The 11039-nt window shown below is 52.1% G+C and carries 14 protein-coding genes and 1 pseudogene; 3 read left to right on the forward strand and 12 right to left on the reverse strand.

All coding sequences use genetic code 11. The features are described from left to right. Window positions 1-188 precede the first annotated feature (188 nt). The 12 genes and pseudogenes from iscA to xerD form a co-directional block, all read right to left on the reverse strand. Complete coding sequence (gene iscA, locus Q4A85_RS12740) at window positions 189-509, reverse strand: iron-sulfur cluster assembly protein IscA (RefSeq protein WP_303110946.1); 321 nt, start codon at window positions 507-509, stop codon at window positions 189-191. Window positions 510-590: 81 nt separating this feature from the next. Beyond that, window positions 591-848, reverse strand: a complete 258-nt coding sequence (locus Q4A85_RS12745) for a SemiSWEET family transporter (protein ID WP_303110948.1) — start codon at window positions 846-848, stop codon at window positions 591-593. A gap of 21 nt (window positions 849-869) precedes the next feature. Beyond that, window positions 870-1141 (reverse strand): annotated as a pseudogene (locus Q4A85_RS12750) (recombinase RecA). A gap of 57 nt (window positions 1142-1198) precedes the next feature. Then, window positions 1199-1825: an FMN-dependent NADH-azoreductase gene (locus Q4A85_RS12755; RefSeq protein WP_303110949.1), complete on the reverse strand. Its 627-nt coding sequence runs from the start codon at window positions 1823-1825 to the stop codon at window positions 1199-1201. Between the two features lie 62 nt (window positions 1826-1887). Next, window positions 1888-2154, reverse strand: coding sequence for a DksA/TraR family C4-type zinc finger protein (locus Q4A85_RS12760; protein ID WP_303110950.1), 267 nt, complete (start codon window positions 2152-2154; stop codon window positions 1888-1890). 1 nt (window position 2155) lies between these two features. Continuing rightward, window positions 2156-2539 carry a Fe-S cluster assembly scaffold IscU gene (gene iscU, locus Q4A85_RS12765; protein WP_303110951.1) on the reverse strand — a complete coding sequence of 128 codons (384 nt, stop codon included), beginning with the start codon at window positions 2537-2539 and terminating at the stop codon, window positions 2156-2158. A 64-nt stretch (window positions 2540-2603) separates the two neighbouring features. Further along, window positions 2604-2780 (reverse strand): hypothetical protein, encoded by a 177-nt coding sequence (locus Q4A85_RS12770; RefSeq protein WP_303110953.1) that lies wholly within the window; start codon window positions 2778-2780, stop codon window positions 2604-2606. Window positions 2781-2792: 12 nt separating this feature from the next. Beyond that, window positions 2793-2921 carry a hypothetical protein gene (locus Q4A85_RS12775; protein WP_303110955.1) on the reverse strand — a complete coding sequence of 43 codons (129 nt, stop codon included), beginning with the start codon at window positions 2919-2921 and terminating at the stop codon, window positions 2793-2795. Between the two features lie 189 nt (window positions 2922-3110). Beyond that, complete coding sequence (locus Q4A85_RS12780) at window positions 3111-3815, reverse strand: hypothetical protein (protein WP_303110956.1); 705 nt, start codon at window positions 3813-3815, stop codon at window positions 3111-3113. 91 nt (window positions 3816-3906) lie between these two features. Next, window positions 3907-5121, reverse strand: a complete 1215-nt coding sequence (locus tag Q4A85_RS12785; protein ID WP_303110958.1) for an IscS subfamily cysteine desulfurase — start codon at window positions 5119-5121, stop codon at window positions 3907-3909. Window positions 5122-5222: 101 nt separating this feature from the next. Next, entirely contained in the window at window positions 5223-5669 is a 447-nt protein-coding gene (locus tag Q4A85_RS12790) for a Fe-S cluster assembly transcription factor (RefSeq protein WP_303110959.1), read from the reverse strand. Between the two features lie 294 nt (window positions 5670-5963). Next, window positions 5964-6866 (reverse strand): site-specific tyrosine recombinase XerD, encoded by a 903-nt coding sequence (gene xerD / locus Q4A85_RS12795; protein WP_303110961.1) that lies wholly within the window; start codon window positions 6864-6866, stop codon window positions 5964-5966. A gap of 373 nt (window positions 6867-7239) precedes the next feature. On the opposite strand from xerD, the gene Q4A85_RS12800 reads away from it, so the two are divergent. The 3 genes from Q4A85_RS12800 to glmS all read left to right on the forward strand — a co-directional run bounded on the left by Q4A85_RS12800 (window position 7240) and on the right by glmS (window position 10969). Beyond that, entirely contained in the window at window positions 7240-8793 is a 1554-nt protein-coding gene (locus Q4A85_RS12800; protein WP_303110963.1) for an L-lactate permease, read from the forward strand. Between the two features lie 166 nt (window positions 8794-8959). Continuing rightward, complete coding sequence (locus tag Q4A85_RS12805) at window positions 8960-9097, forward strand: hypothetical protein (RefSeq protein ID WP_303110965.1); 138 nt, start codon at window positions 8960-8962, stop codon at window positions 9095-9097. Window positions 9098-9130: 33 nt separating this feature from the next. Continuing rightward, window positions 9131-10969, forward strand: a complete 1839-nt coding sequence (gene glmS, locus Q4A85_RS12810) for a glutamine--fructose-6-phosphate transaminase (isomerizing) (protein ID WP_303110967.1) — start codon at window positions 9131-9133, stop codon at window positions 10967-10969. Window positions 10970-11039: the final 70 nt, after the last annotated feature.

Raw genomic sequence — 11039 nt, forward strand, 5'->3', positions numbered from 1 at the left:
AACCTGTGTTTGGGTTTCGGCTGTCGAAGGAAAGGCTTTTTTGCAAAGGTCTCAATTTGATGGCGTATGCAGCACGGTTTGATGGGGGCGGTGTTTGGATGATTTAGCCAGCTATTCAATCCACGCAAATAAGGCAGCCCTGAAACGATGATTTGGCGTTTCAGGCTGCCTTTTATATCCCCATGCGCTTAAACGTGGAAACTTTCCCCGCAGCCGCAGCTTTCTTTTGCATTGGGGTTCTCAAATTTAAAGCCCTCTTGCAAGCCCTCTTTGGCGAAGTCCACCTGCGTGCCGTCCAAGTAAACCAAACTTTTCGGGTCCACAAACACTTTCACGCCGTCCTGCTCGAACACTTGGTCTTCAGGCTGGATGTCGTCCACAAATTCCAGCGTGTAGGCCATGCCGGAGCAGCCGCTGGTTTTCACGCCGATGCGTACGCCTTCGCCTTTGCCGCGTTTGGCGATGAAATTGCGGATGTGGTCGGCGGCATTTGAGGTAATCGTAATCATGGTGTTTTCCTCGTGATGATGAATGAAGTTGCGGGTGGGTGCAGGCTGCTTTTGGAGGGCGGCAGCCTGCGGTTTATGCGTTTACAGGCTGGTAAAGAATGCCACAATGCCCAGTACTACGCCTGGGAAGTTGGCAACGATAATCGGCCAGTTGCGCGGTTTTAAAAACAGACCGTATGCCACCCACAGCGTGCAGTTCACGGCAGCGGCAAGCGGCTGCCACGGCGAGCCTTTCGCGCCGGCCAGATTGGCTTGGATTTGCGGGATATAGGCCACATACATGCACACGGCGGTGATGGTGGCGACAACGGACAGGATTTTGATGGATTTTTCGTTCATGATTTTTCCTTTCGAGGATGGTTATAAATTTGAATGATAACAGATTTTGACAGTGCAGGCTGCCTGCCGCCGCTTTGCCCAATCCACGGCAGCCTGCATGGCGGCGCGTGCCTGCGGATTGTTTTCCAGCAGGTGCTGCCGGTGAGCGCCGCGCCCTGTTGCAGCATATCGTCCACATTGGCGGCGGCGAGCTTGGCCACATCGTCCAAGCCCATTTGTTGCAGGCGTTGCAGCACGGTTTTGCCGATGCCTTTTTCGGCGAGCAGGGATTGGGTTTCTTCGGGGGTAAACATGGGTTTGTTCCGTATTGGTGTCGGCAGGTTTTTTTGAGACAGGCTACCTGAAAACCGTTAGGCGGCGAAGCGGTCATACACGGCATCGATGTCGGCGCAGGCGCGTTGAACCGCTGCTTCCCGATTATCGCCCGATGTACCTTCGGCGCGGACGGTGTCCACAGAAGCGAAACCCAAGAAGCCGCCGAGCAGGGATTTCAGGTAGCTTGAAGCGAAATCCATCTGCGCCATCGGACCTGCGGAATAAACGATGCTGCTGGCTTGCAACAGCAGCACTTTGTGCGCGCCCATCAGGCCTTGCGGTGCGCCGTCTTCGCCGAAACGGAAAGTTTCGCCGGCCACGACCAGATTGTCCAGCCAGTCTTTCAGGCGGGCGGGGATGCTGAAGTTGTACATCGGATAGGCGATAACGAGACGGCGGGCGGATTTCACTTGCTTCACCACCGACATCATCCGAGCAAATAACGCTGCCTGTTCCGCATTCGGTTGCTGCCTTTGGAACACGGTGGCGATAAACATTTCCACCGCAGCCTTGTCCAACGGCTGGATGTCGGTTTCCGCCAGATTAACGGTTTGCACGCTGCCTGCAGGCAACTTGGCCAGCAGGTGGGCAACCATGCGGTTGATGGCGGACATGGATGAATGCGGATTGGGATGGGCGTTGATAATCAGGGTATCGGTCATTTTGAAGCCCTTTCTGTAAATTGAAAAACTGGGTTGCTATGGATTTATTGGTTTCAGGCTGCCTATTTCAGCTGGCTGTCCTTGCTGCCGCGCCGGTTGTAGGCAGCCTGAAAACGCTGTTGCTTGTCTGCCTCTTCTTGGCAGGCAATGCACAACTGCACGCCGGGCAGGGCGCGGCGGCGGGCTTCGGGAATCGGCTCGCCGCATTCGGCGCATTCGCGTGCGCTTTCGCCAGAGGGCAGGTTTTGCCGTGCGGTAGCCAACGCGTCGTCCAAATTAGCATCGATTTGCGCCTGTTCCGCGCCGTCGGGTGCCCAGCCGCCGGCCATGTTAAGCGCCTTTTTTCTTTTTGTAGTCCGCCACGGCGGCTTTCACCGCGTCTTCCGCCAAAATCGAGCAGTGGATTTTCACGGGCGGCAGTTCCAATTCTTCGGCGATTTCGCTGTTTTTAATCGCCAGCGCGTCGTCCAGGCTTTTGCCTTTCACCCATTCGGTAATCAGGCTGGATGAGGCAATGGCGGAACCGCAGCCGTAGGTTTTGAATTTGGCGTCTTCAATAATGCCTTGGTCGTTCACTTTGATTTGCAGGCGCATCACGTCGCCGCAGGCGGGCGCGCCCACCATGCCGGTGCCGACGTCGCTGTCGTCTTTGTCGAACGTGCCGACGTTGCGGGGGTTTTCGTAATGGTCGATGACTTTGTCGCTGTATGCCATGATGTGTTTCCTTGTATTTTTAGCGGGTTAGTAAAATTTTTGGGGTGCAGGCTGCTTGTTGCGCCTACGGTTGCGGGGTCACGGTTTCCACCTTGATTTGCCCATCCAGCTGCTTGTGCGTGCGCACATAAGGCGCGGATGATTTCTGCGTGCGGGCTTCGGGGCGCGTATCCGTGTGGTCGGGCGTGGCACAGGCGGCCAGCGCGGTTGCGCCGATAATCGTTAAGAACAGGTGTTTCATTGCAGGCTGCCTTTAAATTTTGCACGCGCCGCCTTCGCAGCCGTCGTCGTTTTCGGAATCGACACCGCCTTCCACGGTAACGCCGTCAAAAATTTCAAGCAGGTTGTTGAGATTGTCCAAATCTAAATCTCGTTCGTTCATGGTTTTGTATCCTTGATTTTAATGTGGTGGCTTTTAGTTCGTCTGAAAAGGTCTTTTTGAGGTTTCAGACGACCTTTTTTGTTTTTAATGTGTGGATTGAATGGAGTGGGTTGTCAAGCCTAACGTTTCGGGTGGATTGATGGGCTTGTTAGATTTTCAATCTAGTCTACATTTTTTATTTTCTATAGCTTATTTAGGTAATAGATTTAGTTCCCCAGATTGCAACATTAATTTTAAAACAAGTTTTAAAATATTTGGATGAGCTGAGAGAGATTGCACTATTTCGCTAGGATCAACTTCTTCTCCACGTTGTTGTTTTGAAAATAAATCAATTAGCTCTGGAGACTGAAGTAATGACATCATGAACTGTACCTCCAATGGGTCTTCTTTAAAGAATTCAGGAAATTTAAAGGAAGTTAATTTTGCAACTTCTAGGAAATGGTTGTCTGGTCTATTATTATCTCGATCAAAGTTATCGAATGTTTGCAAAAGTTTGTTAGATAAATCTTTTAATCCTTGTGTTGAATTTTCATATTCAATATATCTTAACGATGCAATATCAAAAGGAACTTTTGCATCTTTGTCCTTAATAATGATAGTACCTGGTTTACACGCATGCCTTAATCCAAGTTCATAAAACACATTAGGATTAGGATAACTAACATCCGCAATAATATAATCAGAATACATTATTCTTTGTACTATATCAGTTGTAATTGTCCCCATCGCTGAAACTTCATCAGCCCGTGTAACTTCGATACTAGGACGGGCTTTTAAGATGGCTTCCTTAATCAGGTTGTCATATCTTGCCTTTAAATCTTCAGCTGTAATGGTTTGTCCGTTATGATGTTGATTTCCTATTGCCATAACAACAAAACATGTCTTATTGGACATAATTCAACTCCCTTTTTTATTCACTAGTAATAAATAATATTTCCACTAAAATTTGGTTTAAGCACTCAACCTACACAATAAAGTACAGTAATCAATGCGCCGCCCATTCAATCGAGTTCAAATCAATCCCGTCTTTGAACATTTCCCACAGCGGCGACAGTTCGCGCAGTTTGCCGATTTTGGATTTAATCAGTTCTGCTGCAAATTTAACTTCTTCTTCGGTGGTCATGCGACCGAAGGTGATGCGTAGGGATGAGTGTGCCAGTTCGTCGTTGCGGCCGAGCGCGCGCAGGACGTAGCTGGGTTCGAGCGAGGCGGAGGTGCAGGCGGAGCCGCTGGATACGGCGAGTTCTTTCACGGCCATAATCAGGCTTTCGCCTTCGACGAAGTTGAAGCTGACGTTCAGGTTGTTCGGGGCGCGGTGTTTGAGGTCGCCGTTGATATAGACTTCTTCGATGCCTTCGATGCCTTTGAGGAAGATGTCGCGTAGTTTGCGGTAGTGCGCCATGTCTTGCTCGAGTTCTTCTTTGGCAAGGCGGAAGGCTTCGCCCATGCCAACGATTTGGTGGGTGGGCAAGGTGCCGCTGCGAAAGCCGCGCTCGTGTCCGCCGCCGTGCATTTGGGCTTCGAGGCGGACGCGGGGTTTGCGGCGGACGTACAGTGCACCGATGCCTTTGGGGCCGTAGATTTTGTGGGCAGACATGGATAGCAGGTCAATATTGCCTGCTTCCACGTCCACGGGCGTTTTGCCGCAGGCTTGGGCGGCATCCACATGGAACACGATTTTGTGTTCGCGGCAGAGTTTGCCGATGGCGGGGATGTCTTGGATGACACCGATTTCGTTGTTCACCCACATCACGGAAACCAGAATGGTGTCGGGGCGGATGGCGGCTTTGAGCTCTTCCAAATCAATTAAGCCGTTTTCTTGCACGCCCAAATAGGTTACTTCAAAGCCTTGGCGTTCCATTTCGCGCATGGTGTCTAACACGGCTTTGTGTTCGGTTTTGATGGTAATCAGGTGTTTGCCTTTGGTTTTGTAGAACTGGGCTGCGCCTTTGATGGCAAGGTTGTCGGATTCGGTTGCGCCACTGGTGAATATGATTTCTTTGGGGTCGGCGTTGATGAGCGCGGCGATGTTGGCGCGGGCTTCTTCTACGGCTTCTTCGGCTTCCCAGCCATAGGCATGGCTGCTGGATGCGGGGTTGCCGAATTTATCGGTGAGATAGGGCAACATTTTTTCTAGCACGCGTGGGTCTAGCGGGGTGGTGGCGGCGTAGTCTAGGTAGATAGGGCGTTGGGTGGTCATGGTGTGTTTCCTTGCGGTTGTGTTATGTAAAAAGTAGATTTCAGGCTGCCTTTGTGGCGTGAAGTTTTTATTCTACGCTGTTTTGCTGTTTTCAGGCTGCCTTAAACGTGAATGTGGGTGAGCGTTACCACGTGTTCTTTTGGGGTTTGGTCTTGGGCAATCAGGTGGGCAAGGGTTACGCTGCTTAAATGGTTGTGGATGGTGTGGTTTAGGCTTTCCCATAGGTTGTGCGTGATGCAGGGCGCGCCACCGTGGCAATCGGTTTTGCCGTTGCATTGGGTGGCATCTAGGCGGTCTTCGGCGGCGGTGATGATTTGGGCGATGTTGATTTGGTTGGCGGGTTTGCCCAGCACATAGCCGCCACCCGGCCCGCGCACGCTTGCCACCAAACCTGCGCGGCGCAGTTTGCTAAACAGTTGTTCTAAATAGGAAAGCGAAATTTTTTGGCGTTCGCTGATGGCGTTGAGCTTCACGGCGTTGTTTTGCGCGTTCATGGCTAAATCAACCATAGCGGTTACGGCGAAGCGTCCTTTGGTGGTTAATCGCATGGCGTGTTCCTTGTGGTTTGGTGGGGCGGGATTGTGCTATTTCTGAGTGATTTAGTCAAGTATAAACGGGGCGTTTTAGCTGGTTTATTAGGGGGATAGGGCAGCCTGAAAGCCATAGGGTTGTTATGAAGATTGGGGGGTGTAGGCAGCCTGAAAATGTTGAACGATTGTCGGGCAACGGGTGTCTGATTTACGCGATTTGCTGGTTGGGTTTTCAGGCTGCCTTTGGATGGGCTGTGGAGTGATGTAGCCATTGGGGCAGCCTGAAACGTATTTTGTTCGTTTTCAGGCTGCCTATCCTTTTGAGCGCGGGTGAAACATATCCACCACTTGCTTTAAGCGTTCATTGGCAACATGGGTGTAGATTTGCGTGGTGGAAATATCGGCGTGCCCGAGCAGCGTTTGCACCACGCGCAAATCCGCGCCGTGGTTCACCAGATGCGTGGCGAAGGCGTGGCGCAAATCGTGTGGCGAAATATGCGGCAGACCCACTTGCTCGGCATAGCGCGAAACCGCCATCCAAGCCAGTTGGCGGCTGATGCCTGTTTTTTTCTGCGACACGAATATGGCTTCGCAGCGGGCGTTTTTCAGCAAGGCGGGGCGGGCGCGTTGCAGATAGTGTTCCAGCCAATACACCGCTTCTTCGCCCATTGGCACGATGCGCTGTTTGTTGCCCTTGCCGATGGTGTTTACCATGCCGCTTTGCAGGTTGATTTCGTTTAATTGCAGCCCCACCGCTTCGCTCACGCGCAAGCCTGTGGCGTAGATGAGTTCCAGCAAGGCTTTGTCGCGCAGGCCGTGTGGCGTTTCGGTGTTGGGCGCGTTGAGCAAATCGGTGATGTGTTGCTCGGTAATGATGGGCGGCAGGCTGCGCGTTTGCTTGGCGGTGCGCAAATCGCGGCAGGGGTTATCGCTGCGCTGTTCGGTGTCTTCCAGCCATGCGTAGAAGCGTTTGCAGGCGGATAAGGCGCGGACTTGCGAGCGCGGTTGTTCATCGGCAACGTAAATCGCCGCCGCCAGTTGCACGGCATCGGCGGTTTTCAGGCTGCCTTGTGCGTTTGCCAGCCGCGTGGCGATTTTGGTTAAGTCGCGGCGGTAGGCATCCAGCGTGTTTTGCGACAGGCGTTCTTGTAGCCAAAGGTGGTCTAGCAAGCGGGTGATTAAATCTAAATCGGCGGTTAAAGTGGCTTCGGGCATTTTCAGGCTGCCTTTGTAATGAAATGCTGTAATTTAATGAAACGGCGTTCGTTATTTTTTGTTAATGCAAAACGGGTTGGCAAAATGGGTTAGGCGGAATATCTGGCAGGATAAAGCAATAAAATGCGCTGTTTAGAATAAACAGTCCTGAATAATCGGCGCAAATTCGGCTTTTTTGGCATTGTTTAATTTTAACAAAACTTTTCAAAACCGATTGACAAACTACATCTAATTACACACAATGCGCGCCTACTCCGTTGCACAGGAGCGAGCCATTGTTTACCCCAAATGTTGGCGCAACCCATTTTCAGGCTGCCTATATGGTTCTAAGCTAGGCAGGCAAGCAATAACTAATAATTCAGGAAAACAAACCATGAGCATTTTTCTCTCTATTTTTCCCATCTTATTACTGATTGTTTTGATGATAGGCGTGAAGCTATCGGGCGACAAAAGCGCAGTGCTGGCGGTGTTATCCGCCGTGTTGATTGCGATTTTTGCCGTGCCCAATGTGAGCGGTTTTGCGCCACCGCAAGGCTATGGCGCAAGCTATGTGGGTTGGGCTTTTGTGGAAGGCATTTTAAAAGCCGTATTCCCCATTTTAATTATTATTTTAATGGCGTTGTTTAGCTACAATATTTTGCTGGAAAGCAAGCAAATTGAAGTGATTAAACAACAGTTTACCAATATTTCTAGCGATAAACGCATTCAGGTATTGCTGATTGTGTGGGGCTTTGGCGGCTTGCTGGAAGGCATGGCGGGCTTTGGCACGGCGGTGGCGATTCCTGCGGCGATTTTAATCGGCTTGGGCTTTTCGCCACGCTTTGCTGCGCTGGTTTCGTTGATTGGCAACAGCGTGGCAACGGGCTTTGGCGCGGTGGGTGTGCCTGTGATTACGCTGGCAAAGGAAGTGTTTGGCTCGGAAGTTACCGCGCAGCAAGCGCAAGCCTTGGCGGGCGATGTGATTTTGCAACTGTTTGCCTTGATGTTTCTGGTGCCTTTTGTGATTTTGCTGCTGACGGATGCGTCTAAAAAATACATCGTGCCCAATATTATCTTAGCGGCGGTGGTGGGCAGCTTATCGCTGGCGGTGCAATTTTGCGCGGCGTATTTTATCGGCGCGGAAACGCCTGCCATTTTGGGCAGCATCGCGTGTATTGTGTTCATTGTGTTGTACGCCAAAATGACCGAGAAAAAAGATGCCAACGCCAAGCCGCTAACAATGGCGCAAATGGGCAAGGCGTGGGCGGTTTATGGTTTTATTTTGGTGTTTATTTTGTTGGCAAGCCCGCTGTCTGGCCCGATTAGCGCGTTTTTGAAAACCACGCTGGTGAGCAAAATTCACTTGCCGATTTACGCCGAAGGCAAAACGTTTAACTTTGGCTGGCTGTCTAACGCGGGCCTGATGCTGTTTTTGGGTGCGTTTATCGGCGGCTTGGTGCAAGGCGTGTCGGCGGGCAAGCAGTTCCAAATTTTGGGCGCAACGTTGAAAAAAATGAAGGCATCGGGCATCACCATCATCAGCTTGGTTGCCATGAGCGCGATTATGAGCCACAGCAGCATGATTGTGGTGATTGCTGATGGTTTGGTGAACGCCACGGGCAATTTGTATCCGCTGTTTGCTCCTTTGGTGGGCGCAATCGGCACGTTTGCCACAGGCAGCGATACTTCGTCTAATATTTTGTTTGGCAAGCTGCAAGCGGCGGTTGCCGATAAAATTGGCATAAACAAAGCATGGCTGGCGGCGGCGAACACCGTAGGCGCAACGGGCGGCAAAATCATTTCGCCGCAAAGCATTGCCATCGCTGCTGCGGCGTGCGAACAGCAAGGGCAAGAAGGCGCGTTCCTGCGCTCGGCGATGCCTTACGCGGCGGCGTATGTGTTGATTGCGGGGATTACGGTTTACTGCTTTGCTGCGCTGGCGTTGTGATGCGGTGAAGTGATAAAACCTTGTTTGACTGTTTTCAGACCGCCTTGATGTTGCCATGCTGTGCAACGTGAAAGGCAGCCTGAAAACGTTTGCAAAGCCTAAGTAGGTCGGGCATTTATGCCCGACGTTTTCAATTTGTGGCGCATTGAGATAAATAGGCTCGTGTTTGTCGGGCATAAATGCCCGACCTACTGATAAGGCAACCCCCATCAGGCAGCCTGAAAACCTTATCGCGCGGATAAATCATCATGCGTATAATCCGCCGCTGATTCGTTTCAGGCAGCCTGAAAGTCGGGCAGCCTGAATTTTTGTAACCAGTAGATACTAAGGAACAATTATGTGCGGTATCGTTGGCGCAATTCGTGCGCAAAACAATGTGGTCAATTTTTTAACCGATGGCTTAAAACGCCTTGAATATCGCGGCTATGATTCATCGGGCATCGCTGTGTTAAGTGAAGGCAAAATCAAGCGCGTGCGCCGTGTGGGGCGTGTTGCCCTGATGGAGCAAGCGGCGCAGGAAAAAGGGCTGTTTGGCAACATCGGCATCGGGCACACCCGCTGGGCAACCCACGGCGGCGTAACCGAGCCCAACGCCCATCCCCATATTTCGGGCGGCATGATTGCGGTGGTGCACAACGGCATCATTGAAAACTTTGAAGCCGAGCGCAGCCGCCTGCAAGGCTTGGGCTACGCCTTTGAATCGCAAACCGACACCGAAGTCATCGCCCACGCCATCAACCATGAATACCAACACAACGGGCGCGATTTGTTTGCTGCCGTTCAGGCTGCCTGCAAAAATTTCCACGGCGCGTATGCCATCGCCGTGATGGCGCAAGACAACGCGCAAAACATGGTGGTCGCCCGCATGGGCTGCCCGCTTTTGGTTGCTTTGGGCGAGCGCGAAACGTTTATCGCATCGGATGTTTCCGCTGTGATTTCGTTCACGCGAAAAATCAGCTATTTGGAAGACGGCGACGTTGCTTTGTTGAGCGAAAACGGCATTGACAAGCTGGTGGACAAAACAGGCGCAGCGGCAAACCGCGCCGTGAAAACGTCCGAGCTCTCGCTGGCATCGTTGGAGCTGGGACCATACAGCCATTTTATGCAAAAAGAAATCCACGAGCAGCCCCGCGCCGTTGCCGACACCGCCGAAGTGTTTTTAGACGGCGGCTTTGCGCCCAGCCATTTTGGCGCAACCGCCGAGCAAGTTTTGCAAAACATTGACAGCATCAAAATCCTTGCCTGCGGCACATCGTTTTACGCCGCGTCCACGGGCAAATATTGGCTGGAAAGCATCGCCAAAATCCCAACAGACGTAGAAATCGCCAGCGAATACCGCTACCGCGATGTGATTGCCCACCCCAAGCAGCTCATCATCACCATTTCGCAATCGGGCGAAACGCTGGATACGATGGAAGCCCTGAAATACGCGCAATCACTGGGGCATCAACACAGCTTGTCTATTTGCAACGTGATGGAATCCGCGCTGCCCCGCGCCAGCGAATTGGTGTTTTACACCCGCGCGGGGGCGGAAATTGGCGTGGCATCCACCAAAGCCTTTACCACGCAACTGGTCGCGCTGTTTGGCTTGGCGGTTACGCTGGGCAAAATGCGCGGCGTGGTGAGCCAAGGGCAGGCGCAAGATTATTTGGACGAACTGCGCGCCTTACCTGGCAGCGTGCAACACGCGCTGAATCTTGAACCGCAAATTGCCGCGTGGTCAGAAAAATTTGCCAAGAAAACCAGCGCGTTATTCTTGGGGCGCGGCATTCATTACCCCATCGCGCTGGAAGGTGCGTTGAAGCTGAAAGAAATCACTTACATCCACGCCGAAGCCTACCCCGCGGGCGAGTTGAAACACGGGCCACTCGCGCTGGTGGACGAAAATATGCCTGTGGTGGTGGTTGCGCCCAAAGATGGCTTGCTGGATAAGGTGAAAGCCAATATGCAGGAAGTGCGCGCACGCGGCGGCGAATTGTTTGTGTTCACCGATTTGGACAGTGATTTTGAGCCTGCGGAACATGTGCACATTATCCGCGCCCCGCGCCATGTGGGCGTGTTGTCGCCGATTGTGCACACCATTCCCGTGCAGCTTTTGGCATATCACGCTGCGCTGGCACGCGGCACCGATGTGGACAAACCGCGCAATTTGGCGAAATCGGTAACGGTGGAATAAGCGGATTGATAGGACAGGGCAGCCTGAAAACATTTTTCAGGCTGCCTTTGACGTTTCAGGCTGCCTTTGA

The organism is Kingella sp. (in: b-proteobacteria) (genome assembly GCF_030527935.1).
Lineage (GTDB): Bacteria > Pseudomonadota > Gammaproteobacteria > Burkholderiales > Neisseriaceae > Kingella_B.

Bases quoted from the DNA above. Each gene is read 5' to 3' on its own strand.
- iscA (WP_303110946.1), bottom strand. From the start codon at position 509: ATGATTACGATTACCTCAAATGCCGCCGACCACATCCGCAATTTCATC.
- Q4A85_RS12745 (WP_303110948.1), bottom strand. From the start codon at position 848: ATGAACGAAAAATCCATCAAAATCCTGTCCGTTGTCGCCACCATCACC.
- Q4A85_RS12755 (WP_303110949.1), bottom strand. From the start codon at position 1,825: ATGACCGATACCCTGATTATCAACGCCCATCCCAATCCGCATTCATCC.
- Q4A85_RS12760 (WP_303110950.1), bottom strand. From the start codon at position 2,154: ATGGCCGGCGGCTGGGCACCCGACGGCGCGGAACAGGCGCAAATCGAT.
- iscU (WP_303110951.1), bottom strand. From the start codon at position 2,539: ATGGCATACAGCGACAAAGTCATCGACCATTACGAAAACCCCCGCAAC.
- Q4A85_RS12770 (WP_303110953.1), bottom strand. From the start codon at position 2,780: ATGAAACACCTGTTCTTAACGATTATCGGCGCAACCGCGCTGGCCGCC.
- Q4A85_RS12775 (WP_303110955.1), bottom strand. From the start codon at position 2,921: ATGAACGAACGAGATTTAGATTTGGACAATCTCAACAACCTGCTTGAA.
- Q4A85_RS12780 (WP_303110956.1), bottom strand. From the start codon at position 3,815: ATGTCCAATAAGACATGTTTTGTTGTTATGGCAATAGGAAATCAACAT.
- Q4A85_RS12785 (WP_303110958.1), bottom strand. From the start codon at position 5,121: ATGACCACCCAACGCCCTATCTACCTAGACTACGCCGCCACCACCCCG.
- Q4A85_RS12790 (WP_303110959.1), bottom strand. From the start codon at position 5,669: ATGCGATTAACCACCAAAGGACGCTTCGCCGTAACCGCTATGGTTGAT.
- xerD (WP_303110961.1), bottom strand. From the start codon at position 6,866: ATGCCCGAAGCCACTTTAACCGCCGATTTAGATTTAATCACCCGCTTG.
- Q4A85_RS12800 (WP_303110963.1), top strand. From the start codon at position 7,240: ATGAGCATTTTTCTCTCTATTTTTCCCATCTTATTACTGATTGTTTTG.
- glmS (WP_303110967.1), top strand. From the start codon at position 9,131: ATGTGCGGTATCGTTGGCGCAATTCGTGCGCAAAACAATGTGGTCAAT.